The organism is Streptomyces sp. NPDC057702, from assembly GCF_042799315.1.
Taxonomy (GTDB): Bacteria; Actinomycetota; Actinomycetes; order Streptomycetales; family Streptomycetaceae; genus Streptomyces.
Map to the genome: position 1 here is coordinate 1 of NZ_JBHVJC010000007.1, position 22,403 is coordinate 22,403.

Sequence of the window (22,403 nt, forward strand, 5' to 3'; positions counted from 1 at the left end):
CCGCTACGACAAGAGGGCCTACGTCTTCCACGGCACCGTCACGGTCGCGGCGATCCACCTATGGCTCCGACCGTGATCCGCCGGACAGGCCCTAGCAGTTCTTGTAGTCGTAGCGGGTGGAGTTGTACGAGCAGGTGTCCACGCGGCTACCGGAGGACTTCCGCAGCGTCGCCGTGTCCCGGTCGTTGTTCCACACGTAGGCCCGACGGTTCTGGTGCTTCGTGGACGCGCTGTCCTTGCCTCGCCCGGTGCGCACCGTGATGGTCTTGCCGGCGCCGATGGTGACCTTGCCGAAGGTGTAGGTGTGCCGGGACGCGTCGGTCAGCGTCCACCCCCGCAGGTTCACGCCACGGCTGGTCGAGTTCTTGATCTGTACGTACTCGGCGTTCAGGCTCCGAGTGGACCGGTCGTCCTTGCCGGGGCTGTCGTAGTAGATCTTCTGCAGGTGCACGGAGCCGGCCGCCTGCGCCTGGGCGGGCAGCAGCGGGACCACGACGGCCCCGGCGACGGCGGCGGCGGCACAGGCGGCGCCACGTATGGAAAGCCGAGAAGACACAGAGAACATGGAGATCCTTCACGTTCACGGCCGAGGACCCCCCTAGGTCCCCGGTGAGGAGATCACACTAAGGGCAGTTTCCGCGGAACAGGGCCACATCCGGGAAATGCGACGCGGCATGCCATCTCCGGACAATGAAGCGCCATCTCCCGACAACGCGCCGGCACAGGGAAACCCGCGCTCATCCCCGCTGGTCGGCCAGGTGCGGGCCGCGTCCGGCGCCCGGCGCGACCGGGGCGGGAACGGCCTGCCACGGGCCCCAGGGGCCGTCGGCCGAGACCTGGGTGATCTGCCAGAACAACGAGTCGGCGTTCCACTCGTGGGCCACGACCCGCAGCCGCCCGTCGTCGAGTTGGGTGACCGTGCTGGGCTGGCTGAGCCCGACGAACGGCGCCGGCACCCGGCCCATCGACTCCACCGGCCCCCACCCTCCGCTCGCGTCCTGGACCCGGGTGTTCATCGAGGAATCGGCGGCGTCGGTGGACGCGAAGGCGTGCAGGCGACCCGTCCGGTCGGCGAAGAGCGCGACCGAGCCCCAGTACGGCGGCGGGTTGAGCCCGAATTCCTCCGGCGCGCTCCAGGTACCGTCGACCGTCTCCTGCGCGGTGTGGCACTGGACGCCGTACGAGCTGAAGAAGACCTCGATCCGGCCGTCCACCCCCTCGGCCGCGCTCACCCGGGTGGGCGTCTTCGGCCCCACCGGCACGGCGCTCACCCGCCGCCACGGGCCGTACGCGCCCTCGGGCTCGGCCTGCGTGCGGTGCCAGACGAAGGGGAACGGGCTGTCCGCGGTGGCATCGGTGAAGTACTGGAACTCCTCGACCCTGCCGTCCGCGCGCTCCACCGCCAGCAGGCTGCTCGGGTGCGGGCTGCTCGGCACCCCCTGTGCCCGGGTGTCCGGCTCGCACGCCCCCGCGACCGGCGCCGGGCCACCCGCGTGCCACGCGCCCGCCGCCTGGCCGGAAGCGGTGGCCCGGGGATGACCGGCCGCCTGGCCGGGGGGAGCGGCCTGGCTCGGGCCGGCCGCCACCAGCCCGAGCCAGGCCACCAGCACGGCGAGCGCGCCGCCCCACGCCCGGTGTGCCACGCCGTGCCCTCTTCGTACGGAGTTCCGTGTGCGGATCATGATCGGGAATCCCTTCGAGTGGGTCGCCGGGCGGGAGTCCCGCCCTGGCGGTGTGCCGGGGTCGGCGCGCGCCCCGCCGGTCGCCCCGGTCGCCCGCCGGCCCCGTCAGCGCGGAGCGCGACCCGTGGGGGCGCGACCCGAGACGACGTACGCGCCAAACCGGGGACCGACGGCACGTCAGCCACGCGACGGGCGTCCCCGGCCCGCCACGCGGCCGGCCCGCCACGCGTTCGCGTGCTCCAGCCCCCACGCGTCCTGGTGCCTGGCGCGCACCCGCATCGTGCCGCCTCGGCGGCCCCGGCGGCCAGGACGCCTCTTCAGGCCACCGGCGCCGAAACCCGGCGCCCCCCTCGTGGTGCCCGCCCATCGGCCCGCCGCGCGGGATGCCGCCGTGACACTGGCCCTGTCGCGGCTGAACGCCCTGTCGGCCCGCCAACTCGTCGCCCTGCTAAGGGCCGTTCGGGACGCTCCGTGGGGTCCCCGCTGCGGCGCGAGGCGCTCCCGGTGGCCTGCGAACCCGACCGGCTGACCGGCGGCACGCCACGCTCCCGCATGTGCGGCACCCCGGCCGCCCGCCACGCCCGCGCCAAGACCGGTTCGCTGACCGGGGGGTCGGCCCTGTCCGGTTACGTCACCGACGCGGGCGGCCACGAACTGGCCCACGGCATCCCGCTCAACCACCACCTGGTCCCGTCCGTGAAGGACATCGAGGACGCCCTCGCGGTCCCCCTGGCCACCACCGACACCGGCCGCGTCACCGGCGCCCGCCCGACGCGGCGCCACCCACCGGCCGCGCCGGCCAACCCCCGGTCCGCGCCGACGACACCGCCGCCTCCCTCGGGTGCTCCTGGCGCGAACCCGTGCGCTGCTGACGGCCTCCATGCCCCGCCCCGCCGAGCGCGGCGCGCGCACGCGCCTCGCGGCGCCCCCGGCACTCGCGCCACCCCGCCCCGCGCGCCGTACGCCGTGCCCCCACGCACGCCCTCGTACTCCACGCCCCGGGAATCCAGTTCCCGAATGTCAAATGAACTCAGGTTTGAGGAGGAGTTAACTCCGAGCTCGTTTGGCAAAGGCGGGCTTTTTGTTCGAACGAGTGGGCAACCCTTCCCGTTTTTCGCTCGTCAAACCCGCTGACGAACTCGACTGCGCTGACCCGAGGGGGAACGGCATTGCACGGATTGGTGGTTCCGCGTATCCACGTGCCGCTGCCTCCGGATGATCTGTGACCGGAGTCACCGAAACGTGGCCACCTCGGTCGGACAGTAATGAGTAATGGCGCGCAATTCTCGTGCCAGGTCAGAATTCCTTTCACATTCCGAAAGAAAACATGCCTTCTCTCACCATGCCCAAAGCGGACGGAATTCCGCGACAGGACGAGGCGAAGTCCGAGTCTTTCCGGGGCATTCGTGCACGAGCCGCCGGTCTCGCGGCGCTGCTCACCCTGATCTCCCTGTGCGGTGGCGATCTCATCGCCCGCAGCTTTCCTCTGGGGTGGCGCACGCGCAGCGTCAACGACCTGGGCAACCAGTTCGTCCCCTACCACGCCCACCTCTGGGACGTGCTGCACGGCGAGGCCGACGGCGGGCTGTACGTCAACTGGCAGTCCGGCTACGGCTCCAGTTTCCTGCCCGACCTGGGTACGTACCTCTCCAGCCCGTTCGCCCTGCTCGTCGGCGTGTTCCCACGGGACGAGATCGATCTGGCCGTCTACGTCATCACCCTGCTCAAGATCGCCACGGCCGGCGCCGTCATGGCCTGGCTGCTGCGCACCGTACGCACCGGGCCTTGGTGGGCCGCCGGGGCGCTGGGCGCCTCGTACGCGCTGTGCGGCTGGACCCTGGCCAACGCGGTGTACAACCCGATGTGGCTCGACGGTCTGATCGCCCTGCCGCTGCTGTGCCTGGTCGGTGAGTGGACGCTGGCCCGCCGGCGCATGACCGTCGGCGCCCTGCTGGTCGCCCTGGTGTGGATCGCCAACTTCTACACCGCCTATATGGCCACCATCGGGGCAGCGCTGATCCTCGTCACCCGGCTGCTCATCGACCGCGCCCCGCTGCCCGTCGAGCCCACCGCCCCGCGAACCCCGGCCCCCGCCGCCGCGTCAGCGGACGACCCACCCCCCGCCGGGACCGCCGCGCGGCCCCCCACCCTGCCCCGGCTGCTCGGCGAACTCTGGCGCCCGCTGGTGACCGTCCTGCTCGGGATGGGCCTGGCCGCGCCGCTGGTCAGCGTCATCTACGCCGGCACCGGAGAGGCGTACCCGGGACGCGAGACGCAGTTCGTGGCCGAGCCGTGGACGGACGTGTTCGCCCGCCTGCTGCCCGCCGGCTACGGCTTCAACTCGCCCGCGATCTACGTCGACACCGTCGCGCTCCTGCTGGCCTTCACCCTCCCCTTCCACACCGCCGTGCCCCGCCGCGTGCGCCTGGGGTGGACCGCGCTGACCGTCGGCGTCCTGCTCTCCTTCCAGTGGAAGCCCACCCACCTGGCCTGGCACGCCTTCACCACCCCCAACGGCAGCCAGTTCCGGCAGACGTTCGTCCTGTGCGCGCTGCTCGTCATCGCGGCCTGGCTCACCCTCGCCCACGGCAGGCCCGCCTGGCGCGCCCTGCTGGGCGGCGGCGCGGTGCTGGCGGCCGTGATGCTCGCCGCGCGAAACAGCGCCCTGCTGTTCGACTGGTCCCTGCCCATCGCGCTGTTCGGCGCCGTCGCCGTCGGACTCGCCTGGCTGCTGTGGCGCGCGGCCGAGACCCACCGCAAGCCGCTGCTCGCCACCCTGGCCGTCGTGCTGCTGCTCGGCACCCAGGTCGGCCAGTCCACGGCCACCATGGCCGTCAGCGACCGCAAGCGCCTGGCCCACATGGACGACTACTCCACCTGGGGCGCGCGCCAGCGCGAGCAGCACGCCGCCATCGAGGCGGCCGACGACTGGCCCACGTACCGCACCGAACCGGGCCGCAACCAGACCACGGGCAACGACCCGCTGCTGCTGGGCGGCCAGGGCGTGGCGTACTACAGCAGCCTGACCGCCGACGTCCTCAGCCGCACCATGACGGCGCTGGGCGGCGGCTGGACCTCCGGCGGCCGGTCGGTGCAGAGCCTGGACAACCCGGTGACCGACGTCATCTTCTCCGTCGGCGCCCGGCTGCGCTCGCCGCTCGACCCGCACCAGCGGTGGAACCCGCGCCACCCCGGCCCGGTGCGCACGGTGCGCCAACAGGTGCCCCCGCTGGTGACCGTGCGCCCGCCCGCCGCGCGGCCCACGTACGGCACCTCGGCGTACCGCAACCAGGAACTGCTCCTGGGAGCCCGCGTCTACACCGTGCCGCGCCTCACGCTGCGCCTGACCGACCAGCCGCAGCTCCCGCGCACCCGCGAGGGCGGCTACCGGCTCCCCGCGCGTCACCGCGCGGCCGACCCGACGGCCCAGCTGCGCACCACCTGTCGGGCCGGCAGCTCGGTGTACCTGTGGGCGCCGCGCTACTGGGGCACGGCCGAGCTGCGGGACGGAGGCGCTCCGAAGGCCGACTTCCGGGGCGACTACCCGCCCAAGCGCAACGCGGCCATGCAGGCCCTCGGCCGCACCCCGGCCAGCGGCCAGGTGCGCGTCACACTGACCGCCGCGCGCGGCGGCTCGGTACCCCCGGGCGCGATCGGCTGCCTGGACACGGGCAGGCTGCGGGCCGCCGCCGACCGGCTGGCCGCGCGCGGGGCCACCGACGTCAGCGTCGAGGGCGCCAGCGTCCGAGCCAGCCTGCCGGCCGGCAGCCGTGGTACCGCCGTTCTCGCCATGCCGGACATCAAGGGGTGGCAGTGCGCGGCCGGCGACGGCTCCCCGCGCCCCGCCGACTCCTACCTGGGCCTGGTGTCCGTGCCGCTGGACGGCGAGGCCACCACCGTGAGCTGCACCTTCGAACCGCCCGGCCTGCGAGCCGGCGCGGCCGTGGGGGGCGCCGCCCTGCTCGTCCTCGTCTCGCTCGCCGCCTGGCGCGCCTGGCGGTCCCGACACCCCGGCCGCCCGCGCACCGGCCCCACGCCCAAGGCGGCCAGCCATGACTGACCGACCCACGCACCCCATCCCACGATCGGTTCACACCCCGAGCCGATCCACCCACCGTGAACCCGTACGGGGAGAAGCATGCTGATCTCGATAGTCGTCCCGTGCTACAACGAGGAAGCCGTCATCGAACGCTTCCACGAGCACCTGGCCCTCGAACTGCTCACCATTCGGCACGAGTTCGAGTTCGTCTACGTCAACGACGGCAGCAAGGACACCACGCTGTCGCTGCTGAAGCGACTGGCCGAAACGGACGCGCGCGTACGGTACGTCTCCTTCAGCCGGAACTTCGGCAAGGAGGCCGCGATGTTCGCCGGCCTGCGTTACGCCACCGGCGACGCCGTCATCATCATGGACGCGGACCTCCAGCACCCGCCGGAGCTGGTGGGGCGCATGGTCCAACTCCGCGAGGACGGCCACGACCAGGTCATCGCCAAGCGCACCCGGGACGGCGACCGCGTCACCCGCACCTGGCTGGCCCGTGGCTACTACCGGCTGGTCAACCGCCTGGTCGACGTGGAGCTCGTCGACGGCGTCGGCGATTTCCGGCTGCTTTCCCGACGCGCGGTGGACGCCGTACTCCAGCTCACCGAGTACAACCGCTTTTCCAAGGGACTGTTCGCCTGGGTGGGATTCCCGAGCGTCACCTTCGAATACCGTAACGCGGTCCGGGAGGAGGGTCGCAGCAAATGGACGTTCAGCCAGTTGCTCAACTACGGTGCCGATGGTGTCATCTCCTTCAACAACAAGCCGCTGCGGGCGGCGGTGTATCTGGGCCTGACGCTGCTGTCCATTGCCGTGCTCTACGCCGCGTGGATCGTCGGCACCGTGCTGATCGACGGCGTGGACACCCCCGGATATGTCACGCTGCTCGTGGTCATTACCGCGCTGGCGGGTGTTCAGATGGTCATGGTGGGGGTCATCGGCGAATACATCGGGCGGATCTACTACGAGGTCAAGCGCCGCCCGCACTACCTCGTGGAGAGCACGAACGTCACCCAGGCGGCCGACCTCAAGGACCTGGTGCGGTGATCGCCGGACAGTTCCTGCGGTTCGGCCTGGTGGGCGTCGTCAACACCGGCACCTACTACCTCAGCTACCTCGCCCTGCTGCACTGGTTGCCCTACCTCGCGGCCCACGTCGTGGCCTTCGCGCTGAGCACCGTCGGCTCGTACTTCCTGAACGTCTACGTCACCTACCGCACCCGCCCAGCCTGGCGTACCTTCCTGCTCTTCCCCCTGACCACCGTCGCCAACTTCGTGATCACCACCGGCGGTGTCTACGTCCTGGTCGACCTCGCCGGGCTGAACAGCAAGGCCGCCCCCCTGATCGCCGCGGCGGCGGCCGTCCCGATCACCTTCGTCGTCTCCCGCACCATCATGCTCGGCCCCACCCTCGGCACCCCCACGTCTCCCGAACCCGCCCCGGGCAAGGAGGAACCCCCCACCCTCCTACGCCACTGACCCCGCCAACCACCCCCGAACCGACCGACGGTCAGCCGGCCACGGGACGACAACGAGACGCGTCGACCCCGCACCGCCACCCGCCGGCGGGCGCCGGCGACGGGGGCCGGCTCGGCCGGTCGCGCGCGTCCGGGGCGGGGGCGCGCCGTGGCCCGTCCGCCGGGGTGGGTGTCAGGTCGGGGTTCAGGCCGGCGGGGTGCCCGGCAGCGGGCCCGGCTGGCGCGGGCCCAGCCCGTCGAGAACGACGCGCAGATTGCGCTCCCACTGCTGGTCGCCCGCTCGCATGCCCAGGGTCCGCTCACCCGTCGCCGCCGCCGCGAGCAGGAACGGCACGTCCTGCCAGGCGACGTCCGTGCGCAGGGCGCCGGCCGCCTGGGCGCGTTCCACCAGACGACGGACCTGGTCCCGCAGGTCCGCCAGGCGCTGGGCGAGCGGGTCGCCACACGCCCCGCCGAGCGCCTCGCTGACGCCGCAACTCTCCGCGCGCAGACGCACGTAGGTCACGGCGAACACGCGGAACCCGTTCCCGGCGTCCGGGTCCTCCAGCGCCCGATCGGCCAGGTCCGAGATCTCGTCGAGGATCTCGTCGAGCACCAGCCGCAGGAGCGCCTCAAGGGAGGGGATGCGCCGGTAGAAGGTGCCGACCCCCACCCCGGCCCGCCGGGCGATCTCGTGCGCGGAGACGCCGACTCCCGTCTCGGCGACCGCGATCCGGGCGGCCTCCACCAGACGTTCGACGTTACGCCGCGCGTCGGCGCGGGGGCGCCGACCGGAGTCGTCGACGAGCAAGCGGTCCACGGTGTCGCGCGGTTGGGTCATCTGCCGCCCCCTTCAATAACTGGACCATACCTGTCCGGTTGGCTAAGGTCGTAACCGGACAAGAGCTGTCCGGTTGAGATGGGGGGCTGTGGTGGAAGCGAAGAGGATTCGTGTCGGCGTCATCGGGGCGAGCCCCGATCGTGGTTGGGCCGCGCGCGCCCACGTCCCCGCCCTGCTGGCCCTGCCCGCGTACGACATCACCGCCGTCGGCACGAGCCGCCCCGAGAGCGCGCGGGCCGCGGCACGGGAGTTCGGCGCCGCCCACGCCTTCACCGACGCCCGTCGCCTGGCGGAACACCCCGACGTGGACCTGGTCGTCGTCACCGTGAAGGTGCCCGCGCACGCCGAACTGGTCGGGGCGGCCCTGGCGGCCGGCAAGCACGTGTACTGCGAGTGGCCGCTGGCCCGCACCACCCGGGAGGCCGAGGCCCTCGCCCGGTCGGCCCGCGACGCGGGCGCGCACCACGTGATCGGGCTACAGGCGCGGTATGCACCGGCGATCGCCTACGCCCGCGATCTGCTCGCCGACGGCCGGATAGGACGGGTGACCTCGGCGACCGTCTACGCCGCCCGGGGCAAGGGCGCGGGGGAGCGGATTCCCGCCTGGGCGGCGTACACCCTCGATCGCGACAACGGTGCCGGGACGCTTGAGGTCGCCGGTGGGCACACGCTCGACGCGGTGCGGTACGTACTCGGTGACATCGCCGACCTGTCGGCCACCCTCTCCATCCAGAGCCCGGTCCACACCATCACGGAGACCGGCGAGACGGTGGCGGTGACAAGCCCCGACCACCTCCTTCTCCACGCGACCCTGACCAGCGGTGCCGTGGTCTCCGCCCACATCCACGACGCCAAGGCCACCGACGCCCGCACCCGGCTGGAGATCTCCGGGACCCGAGGAGACCTGGCCATCACCTCCGCCGGGCCCGCCGGCCCGGCCGGCCTCCAGATCGGCGAACTGCGCCTGCATGGTCCGGACGCCGCGGGCGGCGCCTACCAGGAGCTGCCCGTGCCCGACCGGTACCGCTGGGCCCAGGGAGTCGACCCGGCGGCGGAGGGCTTCAACGTCGCCCAGATGTACGCCCGGTTGGCCCGCGACCTCCACACCGGCTCGCGCGACCTCCCCGACTTCGACACCGGCCTGGCGCTGCACCGCCTGCTCGACACGATCAGGCTCTCCGCCGCCACCGGCACCCGACAGACCCCCGGCTGACCGACCCGAGGTCGGCGTGGGCGACCTCCAGACGGCGTGGGTCGGCGGTTCGCGCGGCCGACCGAGGGCCCACGCCCGGGCCGCGCCGCATCGCGGGTAGGCGGCTGGCTGGACGACCAGATGGACCGGCTCCGCGCCGGAGACCGCTCCAGCGTCACCGTGCTCGACGACGACGGCGAGGCCGTCTGATGACCCACAGTGCGGCAGCCGGTGCGGGGACGTGTTCGTCGGGTTCAGCAGGGCGCCGAGGTGTTCGAGCACGTAGGCGCGTACGTCATCGCGGACCGCGTGCGACGCAAGAGCTCAGAGTCACACGACGTACTCACGGAGGTACTGCTCGATGACGTCGGCGCCGCGTGTGACTCCACCACTTCGCAGGATGGCTTCGCGCATTGCCGCAAGGTTGACGCGTACGGCCGAGTCTGAGGTAACCCTGCTGATCGCCGCCCGCAGTGCTTCGGCGTTCACCGCCTCGGCGTCCAAACGTTCGCCGAGTCCGAGCTCCCCCAGGCGCCGGGCACTGGCCGCCTGCTCGGGTGTTCGGGGGACGGCGACGAGGCCGACCCCGTAATACAGGGCCTCCATGACGGAGTTCATTCCGGCGTGCGATACGAAGGCGGAGGCGTGGCGGAGTACCGCCAGTTGCGGAAACCCCGATCGGACGTCCATCCGGCTGGGGACGGCGCCAAGTACGGCGGCATCCGTATCGCCCACGGTCATCGCCACCTGCCACGGCCCCTCGGCGACGGCGTCGACGCAGGCGCGGTAGAACTCCGGGTGACCACCGAAGACGGCGCCCAGCGAGGCATACAGCAGGGGCACGTCGGGGTCGGGCGGTGACCACTGCTCGGTCTGCTCGCGCCTGCCCATCGAGGGGGCGACGAAGTGAAAACGTCCGTCGAAGCTGTCAGCGGCCGGCTGGAACTCTCGGGGGACGAACACGAGGTTGAGCCCGTCCGCCATCGTCATGGTGTCGGCGACACCGAGCGGGACGCCGTACCCGGTGGAGAAGGCCTCACAGTCAGCGGTGAGCGAGGCCGTCGCCGGACTGTCGGCGTCGAGCCCTGCGGTCAACTGCCGGTCCAGTGAGTACGCCTCGTTCGAGGCGAGGTGAGGGAAGCACCGCACGGCGGGGGTCCCCAGCCTCCTGGCGATGATCCGGGCAGGCCAGTTCGTCGTGTCGTAACAGATCGCGTCTACCGGCTCCGAGGCGCAGTGTTTCCGCAGCACCGGGTAGGTCGCACTCCTTGCCGCGAAGTAGTGGCGCAACCAGCTGGCTACGGCCTCTGGGCCGATCTTTGCCGGTGGTGTGAACGACTCCAGTGGTAGGCCCGGGTGAACCTGGTCGAGCCCGCGCGGAGATGCCGTACGCGCCGGACGACGCGCACACAGGGCTCCGCGTCGACCCGCAACTCGAAGAGGCCCTGAACCACGGGCCCGGTCCGCTTCGCCTCGTCGAGGTTCAGAAGGGCGAAAGCCCTGCGGCCTTCAGCGCGCCCCGCGCCTTCTCCAGACGGCTTTTCTGATGTGGATCCGGAGCCGTCGGCACATCAAGTTTACTCCCGCCGCCGTCGCCCATGCTGGGGCCGCGGAACAAATTGGCGGGCCAGTCGGCTATGTTGACGATTTTCTCGTCCACCCAGGTGTCGAAGCTCATCCGGCTTCGCCACAGTGCTTGATCGGAGACGAATTCGTTGGGCAGAACGGGGTCGACGCTCCCCAAGCTCTTTGACACGGCGTTGAGACGATCCACGACCACATTGCGCGGCTTGAACTGGAGCCCGGTCGTCAGGGCGCCGGCGATCGCGCTGTGCGGGACGTGGTGGTTGTACACGCCCTGCTTCGAGCCGTCGTTGTAACTGTCGTGCCGGGCCTTCACCCGCGGGCTGATGCCCTCGCGCGAGTGCGTGACCGATTTGATGACCTCCTGCTGGAACGCGAGATCATTGGCCCGATCACGGTCGGCCTCGTCCGCCGTGTAGATCCGTGTCACCCGCTGGACGGCCACATCCGTGCCCGGCCCCGCGGGGGCGCCCGCACGCTGCACCGGCTCCCTCAGTTCCGGCGTCGTGGCCATGACGCGCGTGGCGTTGGCCTCCGCCTCCCGCTCGAACCGGTCGGAGGGGTCGGATATCCGCAGCCCGGACCCGTTGTCGATGCCGACGACGGGTCCCTGACGCTGCTGGATGACGTGGGTGAGTTCATGGGCGAGGGTATGCCGGTCTGCGCCGCCGTCACCGATGACCACGTGGTTGCCGCTGGTGTAGGCACGTGCGCCCACTTCAGCGGCGGACGCGCGGGCGGCGGCGTCCGTGTGAAGCCGGACGTCGGAGAAGTCCGCGCCGAGCCGGGCTTCCATCTCGGCGCGTGTGTCGTCGTCGAGGGGGCGGCCGTCGGTGCGTAGGACGTCATGGACGGCGGAGCGCTGTACGGGGCGCTGGGTCTGCCGGTGGTTGCGGTCAGCGCCATGCTGGGGTCGTTCCTGGGCCCGTGGGGCTCCGGCCCGGCGGAGCATCTGGACGACTGTCGCGTTGCCGACAGTGCTCTGCCACGCGAGGGGGCCCGGGAGCGGCGTCCGGCCCGCGGCCTGGGGTTGGCGGGCCGGTGCCCTGTCCTTCCGTGCCCTGGTCGACCTGGCCTGGTCCTCGGCATGCATGCGACCTCTCCCTCCGCGGGCAGATGACTCCCTCCCCTGCATATCTGGGGCGTGGGCGGTCGGGCCAGGCTCCCGAGGGCAGAGTGAGGGGCAACGTGCTGGGGAACATGGGCCGTTGGCGCGGGGGCTATGGCGCGCCGGGCGTGCCTCGGCCTGATGGTCACGGCGCCGCCGTCAGCCCCGCGCTGACCCGGGCTCCCCCGTGTCGATCATGTGACTTCACGGTGAGCGCCGTCACGGCAGAAGAAGCACGAGGAAGCGACGGGGCTCGGTGGCGTTCCTGACCGACGAACAGCGCCGCGACTACGGCACGTTCGCCGCCGTGCCGGACGACGGGCAGTTGGCCGGCCAAGCTCGACGCCGCTGGCTGGGGCCTGGCCACTAAACCCCGCACCGTTGGCGCTCTGCTCAGCCTCCGCAGGGGCCGCCGTGCGTCGCGGTCTCGGAAAATGGCTCCAGGGCATCATCGAGGCGGCACAGGCCGGGCCGAGTCCATCGCTGGCCACCATGAGCCCGCCGCGTACGGCGAAGAGAACAGGGCCTCGCCCTGCGCGGTCTGGAGCAGCAAACGTGGGGCCTGGCGGGATGGCGGACGCGTGTTGTCCCCGCCCTGGGCCACCCCGCCGTGCGGATGATCACCAGTGGGGTCGTCGATCGCACCGTGCGGAACCGGATCGCCGACGAGCACAGCCGCTCCACGATGAAGAACCATCGCCGTCGTGGTCCGCGTCATGGAGCAGGCGGTTCGTGACGGCATCATCAAGGTCAACCCCACCCGGGTGACCGGCTGGCAGAAGCTGTACCAGCAGACCGAGGGCCAGCTCCTCGACCCACGCGCGCTGGCCCTGCCCGGCTGGGAGGCCCTCCCCGCGCTGGCCGACGCGCTCCGGAGCCGCCTCCCGCGACCAGTGCCGTGGCTGGGGAGACGTGGTCATCTTCGCCGCCTGTACGGCCGCACGCGTCGGTGACGTGTCAGGTTGTCGCGTCGGGGACACCGACACCACCCAGTGGATCTGGACCGTGCGACGCCGGACCACACCGGCAGCCGGCGGGCTGGCCGACAGGGAAGCCAAGGGCGAACGGGCCCGCAAGATACCCGTCGTCCAGGAGATCCGCCCCTTATCGCCCAGTGCGTCCTGTCCGCCGGTTCCCATCCCGACGCCCGCCTGTTCGCCGGCCCACGGGGTGGACGCATCTCCACCGCCGTCCTCAGCGACGCGACGCACTGGGACGACGTCACCAGCCTCGGCCACGAGCACCCGCGCCGCCACGACCTCCGACACACCGGACCAACCCGGTTCGCCGACGCCGGAGTTCAACCGCACGCCCTCCCCGGTCTCGCCGGCCATGGATCGCTGACCGCCACCCAGCGCTACCCGCGCCCGGAGGCGCACAAGATCACGGCCGTCGGGGTGGCACTCTCCACACGCTTCAACGTGCTCCGCGCACCGCGCCCACCGTCAAGCCCGCTCACCAGGGCTCGCTGACCCCGGCCAAGGACGCTGGCCCCCGACCGGCCCCCAGGAATGATCGAGGGCCGCTTTCGGAGTCCTCCGAAAGCGGCCCTGACCTGCGACTCCCACGAGCCCTGCGACTCCCACGAGCCCTGCGACTCTTACGAGTCGGGACGACAGGATTTGAACCTGCGACCCCTTGACCCCCAGTCAAGTGCGCTACCAAGCTGCGCCACGTCCCGATGCTTCCCACGCCGGCCTCGCTCGCGCATTGCCGTCGTCTTCGCAGGTCAAGAGCGTACAGCATCGTCGCGCCGATCACGGCCAGGGGCGGGGGCGCGGCCCGGGTGGACAGCGTTCGGCGGCGGGGGCGTGGGAAGCGGCCCGCCATGCGGCACACTGCTCGCGGCGTGGGGCGGCGACTACGCTCGCGGGTCATGACGTCGAAGTACGACCGCCTGACGATCGGCGAACTCGCGGCCCGCAGCGGTCTGGCCACCTCCGCGCTGCGCTACTACGAGGAGCTCGGGCTCATCCACTCCGAGCGCACCGTCGGCGGCCAGCGACGCTTCGCCCGCGCCACGCTCCGCCGAGTCGCCTTCATCCGCGCCGCCCAGCAGGTCGGCCTCTCGCTGGAGGAGGCGGGGGCCGCACTCGCCCGGCTGCCGGAGGAGCGCGCTCCCAACGCCAGTCAGTGGAACTCGGTGGCCAGGGTGTGGAGTCGGCGTATCGACGCGCAGATAGCCGACCTGGAACGGCTCAAGCTGCGCCTGTCGGGGTGTATCGGCTGCGGTTGCCTGTCCCTGCGTAAGTGCGCCCTGTACAACCCGCGCGACACCGTGGCCGGTCTGGGCCCCGGCGCCCGCTACCTACTGGGCGACGCCCCCACGTCACCCGACGACTCGGCGGGTGTCCCGGGCTCCTCCGGGGCACCCGGCACCTCCGGGACAGCCGCCCGCGCGCCGCGCGCCCCCCGACCGGACACGCGACCGCCAAGCCACCCCCGCCCGTAGCCCCACCTCACCCCACCGACACCGTCCCCCACCCGGCCCGTCTCGGCCGAGCCCCCCCCGACCGACCGGCCGCGCCGCGCTCACGTGCTGCCGTCACGCTGAACCGCGCCGTCGGAGCCGTTGCCGCCGGGCCCGCCCGGTGTCATGCCCCAGCCCGCATCGCGGGCGCGCCGTGGGCCTACCCGCCGTCGCCGCACCCCCTCGGCCACGGCCCATGGCCGTCAGCCGGGGTGTGGCCACCCGCGTAGCCGACCCCGCCGCTGGTCACACCGAGCCGCACCCCGCACCCGCCGCCCGCGACTCTCGCCCCCGCCGCCTGCCCCATCCGGGCTCGCCCCCGGTCGCGCCCTGCTCCACCGGCCGTCGTGGCGCCCCGTTCGGGACCACATCAGCCACCCCCGGCTCCGCTCGCTCACCCTCGCGACACCCCACCCTCGGACCTCACCCCCGCCGCCTTCCGCGATACCCACCGAGCCCACCCCCACCCGCCAGGGCCCGCCCGCGCCGGCCCCCGCACGCCGCGCCGGCCCCCGCACCAGGCTCGGCCCCCGCACGGCGGAGCGCCGCTCCCGGTGGGGGAGCGGCGCTCTGTGGTCGGGCTCGACTCGTGGCGTCGGGCGGGGCGTCTCTTCCGCGCGGGCCGCCTGTCGGGTGAGCCACGCCACACGGCCGGTGCGGTGTGTGGCGGGGGCGTCACACATGGCCGGGCTTGTACACGTCCTGCTCGATGAGCAGCTTGTCGATGCGGGCCTTGTCGACCCGGTTGGTCACCTCCTCGACCTCCTGGCGGTCCCGCACGCACTTGGCCAGGGTGAACGCCGAGGTGACCACGAAGACGAGGCCGAGTCCGAGGAAGCCGCGTTCCCACGCGCCGACGGGCAGCTTGGTGATCCCGTAGGCGACGGCGGCGAGCGACAGGGCGAAGGAGAGTGCGGCCTGGACGAAGAACGCGGTGGTCGTGGGCCGCTGGATGGAAGGTGTCGTCATGCACGTAGCGTCGCCGGGCCGTGACCCCCGCACATGAGTAGTCCTACTCAGCCTTCCTCTGAGTGTGGCCACGGAGGGTTGCTCGCCGTGCTCTCAGGCGAAGATCAACGGCCGGGAAGGTGGCAGCGACCACTCGATGAAGTGCGGTATTGTTCTCGTACGCGCTCGGCCGGGGCCCAGCCCCAGACGAGAGAGCATCGGGACGTGGCGCAGCTTGGTAGCGCACTTGACTGGGGGTCAAGGGGTCGCAGGTTCAAATCCTGTCGTCCCGACTGGAGACAGTCGCAGATCAGGGCCGGTTTCGGAATCTTCCGAAACCGGCCCTTGATCGTTCCTGAGGACCAGCCCCCCGACCGATTCAGCGAGCCCTTACAGCCCTGACGATCGGGCTTGGCAGTGGGCGCGGTGCGCGCGGCACGCTGAAGCCCGCGGATCCGCCGCACCGGCGGCCGTGATCGTGTGCACGTCCGGGTGCGGGTAGCGCCGGGCGGCGGTCAGCGATCGGTAGCCGGCGATCCCGCGGAGGACGTGCCGTGGGACTCCGGCCTCGCACGCCAGGTTGCCCGCGAGCTCCTTTTGACGCCGCCGCGACGCGCCAAGGCAGCGCGGCCCCCGTCTCGCACCCGCTACGACGGCCCGTACGGGAACCAACACGACCGTCGGTGTGGAGGCGTCGCGCGGGGGCCATCGCGCCTCGTTCGCCGTGCGTCACGCGGGGGAACCAGGCGCGGAAGCGCGCCGTGACCGATCCCGTCTGACGATGGCCTCGGCGACCTCCTGGATGGCGCCACGCACCAGGTCACCGTAGGGGTTTCGAGGCAGGCCGGGGGCGTGCGCCGTGGCCGCGTCGATGTGCTCGGTGGCTGCTTCGAAGGAGCCGAGTCGACGGTAGTTGTCGGCGAGGTTGAGGTGCAGGGAGGGGTAGAAGCCTGCGATGTGGAGTCCGGCGTGGTGTTCCTGGAGGCGCCGCTCCGTCACGGCGTCGGCGGCGTCCAGGGCCCGGATGTCCCAGGCGAGGGCCTGGGCGGCGTCGTCGTTGAGATCGGCCAGGTGGTGCGCGAGGGAACAGCGGTGCAGCGGGTCGCCGGTGACGCCGATCGTGGACCACAGGTCCAGCAGTCTCCGGCGGGCAAAGGCGGTGTTTCCGGCTCGTCCCTCGGCGACGGCGTGGCCGATGGCTTCCATGGTCGGGTCGGGGCTGGCGGGTGTGGTGGTCACGGAGTGTTTCCTCGTTGTCCTTCTCAGGCGGCGTGGTCGGACGCGACGGGCATGGCCAGGGTGGTGAGGTCGCCACGGTCGGCGGAGCGGATCGTGACGGGCTGGTCGTGCCCTCGTAGGTCGAGCAGTACGTCAGGGCCGATCGCGGTGCTCACGGCCGGATAGAGCGTGGTCAGCTCGAACCGGATCCGCAGGGCCCGGCCCTCGGTGGTGGCCGCGAGTGTGATGTCAGGGTGGTCGTCGTCCGCTGACACGACGTTCACCGTCTGGTCGGCGACGCGCAGCCCGACGTGCGCGCCGGGGTGTTCTTCCAGGGCGCGCAGGAGCAGGTTCTTCGAGACTGTCGCACGCGTGGTGACCGTGCCCAGGGACGCGAGCGTCAGCCGGTGGTCGGGGAACGCCTCGGGCAGCAACCGACAGTGCCGGTCCTCCCGGTCGGCCACGCGGAACCAGATCCCGTTCGGGACGGCTTCCAGCCGCACCAGCGGGCTGCGACGGATCTCGGTGGCCACGGCTCGGAGCTCGTCACCGTCCACCGTGCCGGCCCACGCCTGGCTCGCCGCCTCGGCCGGCACCAGTGTTCTCATGGAGAGCCGGTATCGGTCCGTCGCCGTCAAAGTGACCGCCCCGTGACACGCCTCGACGCGCAGACCGGCGAGTACCGGCATCCCGCGCTCACGCGCGGTCGCGGTCAGGACCTGCTCGACCGCTTCCGCCAGCACCGGCCCCTTCACCGCCCCGATCGCGAGAGCCGGCACGTTACCGAGCGCGGACCTGAGGACAGCGGCCTTCTCCCGCACGGCCGCGGCGTCCGAGACGACCTTCTCGACGTGCTCGTCGAGCAGCCGGGACGCCTCGTCGGCTCCGGAACCCAGCACGGCCTCGACAGCGGCCAGGGGCATGGCGAGCTCGCGCAGCCGCCGCAGCGCGGTCGCCCGAGCCACCTGGGCACCGCTGTAGTAGCGGTAGCCGGAGACCGGGTCGACCTCGGCGGGGGGCAGCAGCCCGGAGTCGGCGTAGAAGCGCAACGCGCTGGCGGTCAGACCACTGCGATGGGCGAAGGCCCCGATCGGCATCAACTCGTCATCTGGCACCACGTCATCATCGAGCTTCGACCAACGTGAAGGTCAACACCGACCAGGACCAGCACCCACGTCACGGCCAGGCACCCGGGCCCTGGGTCCCGGTCCTGGGTACGCCGCCCCGGGCGGCCCGCGAGGGCTCACGCGCCGATGTCGTGATGACGCGAGGACCGCTACGGCGAGCACGGGAGCTTAGCCAACCCGGCGGCGCACCTTTGATCCGCACCGCGAGGCCGGGCGACACGATTGTTTGGTCACCGGAACCCTCCTGCTGAAAAACGCGCCAACCGGTGAAATCGGTACCGCACCACTTCACAGGCCCTCACGGTCAACGGGGGCCGCGTCGCCACGGGCCCGCGGGCGCACGTGGCCGAAGGAGAGGCACAGCGTGAAAGCGCGTACACGAAACCTGTCACTCGCCGTCGGGATCGCGGTGGCGGCCGGGCTCACCGCCGCCACCGGAACTCCCGCCCAGGCCGCCGGCAGTTACGACTACCTGGTCTTCGAGAAGAACTCCGGCGACCAGACCCACTCCAAGCTCACCCTGTACCGCCACGAGCAGAACGGCCGGACGGTCACGCTCGACTCGTGGCGAGCGGGCTCCGGCACCACGACGAACTCCTGCACCCGCAACGCGGGCTGGCTGCCCAACGGGACCTACCAGATCCCGTGGAGGGACGAGGACTACGACGGCAGCAAGATCAAGGGGTACGTGGTGCGGCTGTCCGACAAGAAGTGCGCCAACGGCACCCAGCGCGACGATCTCTTCATCCACAGCGAGATGACGCGCACCGGCGGCCAGGGATCCGCCGAGCCGTGGCGCTGGGACGGCGACTCGGACTACAAGTCGAACGGGTGCGTCAAGCTGCGCCCCGCCGACATCAAGGATCTCTTCCGCTACCCCAAGCCCGTCAAGCTGATCGTCAAGTGATCCCTCCGGTGTGACGTCGGGGGCCGACCTCGGCTCCGTCGGCCGGCTGTGCGGAGCGCGGGCGTTCCCCGCAGCCGGCCGACGCGCGGCGCCACGGCCAGGCGCTGTCGGCCATCGCGGGCCGCGCCGGCGAGGCGTCGCCGGCGAAACCGCGGTGGCTGATCGGCCATCAGCGCCGGCGCGCGGTAGCCGTACGCCGCCACCCGCGCCTCGCGCCGTTCACACCCCGCACCGCCTTCCCACCCGTTCCGCCTCCGCCACCCGGACAGGCGTCGCGTGGTCAGTTCGGCAGCAGGGTGTCGAGCACCCGGAGCTCCGCCCTGGCCTCGGCCTGGCGGGGGCTGCGGTGGGCGGTGAGGGTGGCCAGCGCGGCGCGTACGGCCGTGCGGGCCTCCGCGAGCTTGCCGACGTGGCGCAGCACGGTGCCCAGTTCGAGGGAGACGGGCCCGCTCCAGGCCGGCATGTCGGAGCTCTCGAAGGCGGCGAGGGCGCTGCGTAGCGGCCCCTCGGCACGCTGCCACTGGCCCAGTGCCGCGTGGTCGTTGCCGACGTGTTGCGCGGTGGCCGCCTGGTAGAGCGCGAGCAGGTCGGGGCAGAGCCCGGGGATGCCGGCGCGGCAGATCTCCGCGCCGCGCAGATGGATGTCCAGGGCCTGCTGGGCGTGCCCCTGTTCGCGTAGGACCTCCCCGAGGAAGTTGAGGGTGGTCAGCTCCGCGAGCCTGCCCTCGGGCGTCGCGTTGCGCTGGTGACAGGCCACCGCCTCGCGCAGGCCGGCCACCGCCTCGTCCAGCAGGCCCAGCCGGCGCAGAGCCCCCGCCTGGTAACCCAGCGCCCACCCCGTCTGGAGCTGGTCACCGCTGTCCCGGGCGGTGTCGTACGCGGCCCGGGCGGTGGCCAACGCGGCGTGGTGGTCGTAGACGCACAGGTTGTACGCCCAGGCCAGGTAGTTGAGGTGGGTGGCCTCCTCACGGCCGGAGCCCAGCGCGCGGGCCGCGTTCGCGGCGTGCCGGAAGACCTCCACCCACAGCTCCCAGTGTTGGGTGAGGTCGGAGAACCAGTGCATCGCCTCGGCCGCGTCCACCACCGACCGGTGCCAGCCCGCCTCGGCCGCGTGCCGCAGGGCCGCGAGCCACTGGGCCCGCTCGGCCTCCAGCCAGCGCCGTGCCGCGCCCCGGGTGGCGGGCGTGGTGGCCGGGTCGGGGTCGCCGGTGGTCGGCTCGCCCGGATCGGCGCTCGGGCCGCCGTGCGAGGCGTCGGCGGTCTCGTCAGGTGCGGCGGGCCGCTGGGCGTCGAAGCGGAGTCCGGCCGCCGTCGCGCGCGCCAGCATCCAGCGCGCGGTCCGGTCCCGGGCGGCGCGTTCCGTGGCGGGGCCGTCCTCGGTGGCCACCAGCTCGGTGGCGAACAGCCGTAGCAGGTCGTGGAACCGGTAGCGCTCGGCCACGGCGTCGGCCTGGAGCAGTCCGCGGTCGGCCAGCTCGTCCAACCCCAGCTCCGCCTCGGGCACGGACACGCCGGCCAGCAGCGCGGCGGTCTCGGGGCTCACATCCGGTCCCGAGGCCAGCGCGGAGCGGCGCAACAGGGTCTGGGAGGCCGGGGAGAGCTGCTCGTAGGACAGCCCGAAGGCGGCTCGTACGCGCAGGTCGCCGGCGTTCAGCAGATCCAGCCTGCGCTCCTCGCTGGCCAGTTGGGCCGCGAGCTTGGCCAGCCGCTCCCGTGGGCGGCCCGCCAGCCGCTGGCCGACGATGCGGATGGCCAGCGGAAGGTGTCCGCACAGGTCCGTCAGATCGCGTGCCGCCTGCGCCTCCTGGCCCACCCGCGTGGGGCCGACGACACGGGTCAGCAGCTCCACGGACTCCTCGCGGCGCAGCAGGGGCAGGGCGATCCGGTGCACTCCCTCCAACCCGGTCAGGCCGTTCCGGCTGGTGATCACCGTCAGCGAGCCACCGAGGGCCGGCAGCAGGGGGCGTACCTGGGCCTCGTGGGCGGCGTTGTCGAGCACCAGGAGCAGCCGCCGGGGGGCGAGCAGCGAGCGCAGCAACCCCGAGCGCCCCGCCAGGTCGTGCGGGATGGCGTGCTCGGCCACCTCCAGCGCCCGCAACAGGGTGGCCAGCGCATCCCGTGGGTCGGTCGGTTCCTCGTCCATGCCCCGCAGGTTGACGAAGAGTTGCCCGTCGGTGAAGCGGGGCGCCAGGGTGTGGGCGACGCGGACACCGAACGCCGTCTTGCCGAGCCCCGGTTGACCCGTGACGACGAGGACGGGCGGGTGGTCCGCGTCCGCGCGCTCGACCAGCGCGCGCACCTCGTCCAGGGCCTGCTCGCGCGCGGTGAAGTCCCGGGTGTCCCGGGGCAGTGACAACGCCAGGGCGGCGTGTGGCGGGCTCGCGGGACGGTCCGCGCCGCTCGTCGCGCCCGCGCCCTCCGTCGCGCTCAGTTCGTCCGCCGTGCTCGGGCCGCCCGACGGGCTCGGGCCGGGCGCCGGACCTACGTCGTCTGCCGTGTTCGCGCCGGCGGGGTCGACCGGGGTGCGCAGGCGCCCGGGAGCCGCGGCGGCCTCCAGGGCGCGAGCCTCGCCGGCATCGAGGGCCAGCCCGCTGGCCAGGGCTTCGACGGTGCGGCGCTGGGGCCCCCGGGTACGGCCCCGCTCCAGGTCGGCCAGGGCCCGTACGCTCACGTCCGCCGCGTGGGCGAGCTGCTCCTGGCTGAGCCCCGCGCGCCGGCGCAGCTCGCGTAGGAGTGGCCCGAACGCGCGCGACGGGGGTGTGGTGCTGCTCACGGGGCCGACCTTCCTCTGTGGTGCCACGATCGGCACTTCCGGCAGAAGTATCCCTGAACCGCACTTTTGCCGGTGATTCCGCCTGGTGTCGGGCGCCCCGCCTTGCTGGGATGGGCACCGGGAGATCGTCGGCCCACAGGCCCAACGGACCCGTACGCCAGTACGTCCGCACGCCGAACACACCGTCACATCGGCACGCCGCACACACCGGCACGTCCGCACACCGGTGCATCCGTGCGTCGCCAGGCCCACGGGCCCGCGCGCGCGGGTCCGCACCCGTCCGGGCCCGGTACGGGTGGCTGACGCGTACGGCCGGGCGCCGACGCACTCCCGTCACAGCTCCGACGGCCGACAGGTCCGCTCGGTCCGGCACGTTCACGCGGTCCACAGGGGCCGGAGAAAGGCAGGAACGCCATGGGTGGGGGGTCGCGCTATGCGCTTCTCTAGGCGTGGAACAGGCCACGCGCGGGACACCGAGAGGCGGCGGGGGCGTTTCCTTCCCGCGGTGTTGGCGGTCGTCTGCTCGGTGGCGGTGGCCCTGGGCGCACACACCCTGGGCTCGCGTGTGGGCGAGAGTGAGGGCCCGGTGCGGCTGGAGAACGCCGGCCCGGCGGGTCAGGGCACGCGGGAGGGGGAGTTCGTGTTGTACGAACCCGTCTGGACCACCGCGCACATCTTCCAGAAGGGCCTCAACGACCCGCCCTACGACACGGGACTGGTGGTCTCGTACGTCACGCCGCTCGGCCGCAACCCCGGCAAGCAGGGTGACTGGGTCGGCATCTACGAGAAGGGCCAGCTCGACAAGGCTCACCGCAAGGACTGGGACTGGGTGTGCCCCAACGAGCACGAGCGTTGCAAGTCGTTCGGCTCCGCCATCGTGCCCGCCGGAAACGACGGCCTGGAGTCGGGCAAGACGTACACCGTGGCGTACTGGACCGACGACGCCAGCGAGTCCAGCGGCAGGCCCGCCGTGACCATCGACTACGTCGTGCCCTGGTAGCACGCGCCACCGTCGGCCGCACGGCCCGACGGTTCACCGCATCCGACTCTCCTCA

Annotated in this window: 19 protein-coding genes and 2 tRNA genes; 11 read left to right on the forward strand and 10 right to left on the reverse strand. The window is 72.3% G+C overall.

Annotation, left to right across the window (positions count from 1 at the left end):
- Positions 1–91: 91 nt before the first annotated feature.
- Together ACFVFR_RS06760 and ACFVFR_RS06765 are read right to left on the reverse strand one after the other, a co-directional pair.
- Entirely contained in the window at positions 92–565 is a 474-nt protein-coding gene (locus tag ACFVFR_RS06760) for a lamin tail domain-containing protein (protein ID WP_383698605.1), read from the reverse strand.
- Between the two features lie 172 nt (positions 566–737).
- On the reverse strand, positions 738–1,682 hold the full coding sequence (locus ACFVFR_RS06765) for a hypothetical protein (protein WP_383698606.1): 945 nt from the start codon (positions 1,680–1,682) through the stop codon (positions 738–740).
- A 552-nt stretch (positions 1,683–2,234) separates the two neighbouring features.
- On the opposite strand from ACFVFR_RS06765, the gene ACFVFR_RS06770 reads away from it, so the two are divergent.
- The 4 genes from ACFVFR_RS06770 (at position 2,235) to ACFVFR_RS06785 (ending at position 7,202) form a co-directional block, all read left to right on the forward strand.
- On the forward strand, positions 2,235–2,816 hold the full coding sequence (locus tag ACFVFR_RS06770) for a D-alanyl-D-alanine carboxypeptidase (RefSeq protein ID WP_383698779.1): 582 nt from the start codon (positions 2,235–2,237) through the stop codon (positions 2,814–2,816).
- A 193-nt stretch (positions 2,817–3,009) separates the two neighbouring features.
- Entirely contained in the window at positions 3,010–5,742 is a 2,733-nt protein-coding gene (locus ACFVFR_RS06775) for a YfhO family protein (protein ID WP_383698607.1), read from the forward strand.
- Between the two features lie 78 nt (positions 5,743–5,820).
- On the forward strand, positions 5,821–6,771 hold the full coding sequence (locus ACFVFR_RS06780) for a glycosyltransferase family 2 protein (RefSeq protein ID WP_383698608.1): 951 nt from the start codon (positions 5,821–5,823) through the stop codon (positions 6,769–6,771).
- On the forward strand, positions 6,771–7,202 hold the full coding sequence (locus ACFVFR_RS06785) for a GtrA family protein (protein ID WP_383698780.1): 432 nt from the start codon (positions 6,771–6,773) through the stop codon (positions 7,200–7,202). The genes ACFVFR_RS06780 and ACFVFR_RS06785 overlap by 1 nt, the downstream gene beginning before the upstream one ends.
- A 183-nt stretch (positions 7,203–7,385) precedes the next feature.
- Here ACFVFR_RS06785 and ACFVFR_RS06790 read toward each other — a convergent pair whose 3' ends face one another.
- Positions 7,386–8,021, reverse strand: a complete 636-nt coding sequence (locus ACFVFR_RS06790) for a TetR/AcrR family transcriptional regulator (protein WP_383698609.1) — start codon at positions 8,019–8,021, stop codon at positions 7,386–7,388.
- Positions 8,022–8,109: 88 nt separating this feature from the next.
- Here ACFVFR_RS06790 and ACFVFR_RS06795 point away from each other — a divergent pair, with 88 nt between their 5' ends.
- A complete protein-coding gene (locus ACFVFR_RS06795; protein WP_383698610.1) occupies positions 8,110–9,234 on the forward strand; it encodes a Gfo/Idh/MocA family protein in 1,125 nt (374 codons plus the stop codon).
- A gap of 309 nt (positions 9,235–9,543) precedes the next feature.
- On the opposite strand, the gene ACFVFR_RS06800 is transcribed toward ACFVFR_RS06795, so the two are convergent.
- Both ACFVFR_RS06800 and ACFVFR_RS06805 read right to left on the reverse strand, forming a co-directional pair.
- On the reverse strand, positions 9,544–10,503 hold the full coding sequence (locus tag ACFVFR_RS06800) for a macrolide family glycosyltransferase (protein ID WP_383698611.1): 960 nt from the start codon (positions 10,501–10,503) through the stop codon (positions 9,544–9,546).
- Positions 10,504–10,696: 193 nt separating this feature from the next.
- Complete coding sequence (locus ACFVFR_RS06805; protein WP_383698612.1) at positions 10,697–11,593, reverse strand: DUF4157 domain-containing protein; 897 nt, start codon at positions 11,591–11,593, stop codon at positions 10,697–10,699.
- A gap of 1,016 nt (positions 11,594–12,609) precedes the next feature.
- Here ACFVFR_RS06805 and ACFVFR_RS06810 point away from each other — a divergent pair.
- A complete protein-coding gene (locus ACFVFR_RS06810) occupies positions 12,610–12,858 on the forward strand; it encodes a hypothetical protein (protein ID WP_383698613.1) in 249 nt (82 codons plus the stop codon).
- Between the two features lie 39 nt (positions 12,859–12,897).
- A complete protein-coding gene (locus ACFVFR_RS06815; RefSeq protein ID WP_383698614.1) occupies positions 12,898–13,377 on the forward strand; it encodes a tyrosine-type recombinase/integrase in 480 nt (159 codons plus the stop codon).
- A 135-nt stretch (positions 13,378–13,512) separates the two neighbouring features.
- On the opposite strand, the gene ACFVFR_RS06820 is transcribed toward ACFVFR_RS06815, so the two are convergent.
- Positions 13,513–13,586 (reverse strand) — tRNA-Pro (locus ACFVFR_RS06820).
- A 195-nt stretch (positions 13,587–13,781) separates the two neighbouring features.
- Between ACFVFR_RS06820 and soxR the strand changes: the two genes are divergently transcribed.
- Entirely contained in the window at positions 13,782–14,357 is a 576-nt protein-coding gene (gene soxR / locus ACFVFR_RS06825) for a redox-sensitive transcriptional activator SoxR (protein WP_383698615.1), read from the forward strand.
- A gap of 693 nt (positions 14,358–15,050) precedes the next feature.
- On the opposite strand, the gene ACFVFR_RS06830 is transcribed toward soxR, so the two are convergent.
- Positions 15,051–15,344 (reverse strand): YiaA/YiaB family inner membrane protein, encoded by a 294-nt coding sequence (locus ACFVFR_RS06830; protein WP_383698616.1) that lies wholly within the window; start codon positions 15,342–15,344, stop codon positions 15,051–15,053.
- A gap of 198 nt (positions 15,345–15,542) precedes the next feature.
- On the opposite strand from ACFVFR_RS06830, the gene ACFVFR_RS06835 reads away from it, so the two are divergent.
- Positions 15,543–15,616: transfer RNA gene (locus ACFVFR_RS06835), tRNA-Pro, on the forward strand.
- Between the two features lie 436 nt (positions 15,617–16,052).
- On the opposite strand, the gene ACFVFR_RS06840 is transcribed toward ACFVFR_RS06835, so the two are convergent.
- Together ACFVFR_RS06840 and ACFVFR_RS06845 are read right to left on the reverse strand one after the other, a co-directional pair.
- Entirely contained in the window at positions 16,053–16,562 is a 510-nt protein-coding gene (locus ACFVFR_RS06840; RefSeq protein WP_383698617.1) for a hypothetical protein, read from the reverse strand.
- Positions 16,563–16,585: 23 nt separating this feature from the next.
- Positions 16,586–17,638, reverse strand: a complete 1,053-nt coding sequence (locus ACFVFR_RS06845) for a MerR family transcriptional regulator (RefSeq protein ID WP_383698781.1) — start codon at positions 17,636–17,638, stop codon at positions 16,586–16,588.
- A gap of 394 nt (positions 17,639–18,032) precedes the next feature.
- On the opposite strand from ACFVFR_RS06845, the gene ACFVFR_RS06850 reads away from it, so the two are divergent.
- Positions 18,033–18,575, forward strand: a complete 543-nt coding sequence (locus tag ACFVFR_RS06850) for a L,D-transpeptidase (protein WP_383698618.1) — start codon at positions 18,033–18,035, stop codon at positions 18,573–18,575.
- Positions 18,576–18,855: 280 nt separating this feature from the next.
- Here the strand turns inward: ACFVFR_RS06850 and ACFVFR_RS06855 are convergent, their stop codons facing one another.
- On the reverse strand, positions 18,856–21,348 hold the full coding sequence (locus tag ACFVFR_RS06855; RefSeq protein WP_383698619.1) for an ATP-binding protein: 2,493 nt from the start codon (positions 21,346–21,348) through the stop codon (positions 18,856–18,858).
- 505 nt (positions 21,349–21,853) lie between these two features.
- Between ACFVFR_RS06855 and ACFVFR_RS06860 the strand changes: the two genes are divergently transcribed.
- Entirely contained in the window at positions 21,854–22,348 is a 495-nt protein-coding gene (locus ACFVFR_RS06860) for a hypothetical protein (RefSeq protein ID WP_383698620.1), read from the forward strand.
- The last annotated feature ends 55 nt before the right edge of the window (positions 22,349–22,403 follow it).

What these genes read in the sequence shown, in the direction of transcription:
- ACFVFR_RS06805 (WP_383698612.1), bottom strand. Translation starts at nt 11,593, where the DNA reads ATGGAAGCCCGGCTCGGCGCGGACTTCTCCGACGTCCGGCTTCACACG.
- ACFVFR_RS06760 (WP_383698605.1), bottom strand. Translation starts at nt 565, where the DNA reads ATGTTCTCTGTGTCTTCTCGGCTTTCCATACGTGGCGCCGCCTGTGCC.
- ACFVFR_RS06780 (WP_383698608.1), top strand. Translation starts at nt 5,821, where the DNA reads ATGCTGATCTCGATAGTCGTCCCGTGCTACAACGAGGAAGCCGTCATC.
- soxR (WP_383698615.1), top strand. Translation starts at nt 13,782, where the DNA reads ATGACGTCGAAGTACGACCGCCTGACGATCGGCGAACTCGCGGCCCGC.
- ACFVFR_RS06765 (WP_383698606.1), bottom strand. Translation starts at nt 1,682, where the DNA reads ATGATCCGCACACGGAACTCCGTACGAAGAGGGCACGGCGTGGCACAC.
- ACFVFR_RS06770 (WP_383698779.1), top strand. Translation starts at nt 2,235, where the DNA reads ATGTGCGGCACCCCGGCCGCCCGCCACGCCCGCGCCAAGACCGGTTCG.
- ACFVFR_RS06830 (WP_383698616.1), bottom strand. Translation starts at nt 15,344, where the DNA reads ATGACGACACCTTCCATCCAGCGGCCCACGACCACCGCGTTCTTCGTC.
- ACFVFR_RS06775 (WP_383698607.1), top strand. Translation starts at nt 3,010, where the DNA reads ATGCCTTCTCTCACCATGCCCAAAGCGGACGGAATTCCGCGACAGGAC.
- ACFVFR_RS06790 (WP_383698609.1), bottom strand. Translation starts at nt 8,021, where the DNA reads ATGACCCAACCGCGCGACACCGTGGACCGCTTGCTCGTCGACGACTCC.
- ACFVFR_RS06845 (WP_383698781.1), bottom strand. Translation starts at nt 17,638, where the DNA reads ATGCCGATCGGGGCCTTCGCCCATCGCAGTGGTCTGACCGCCAGCGCG.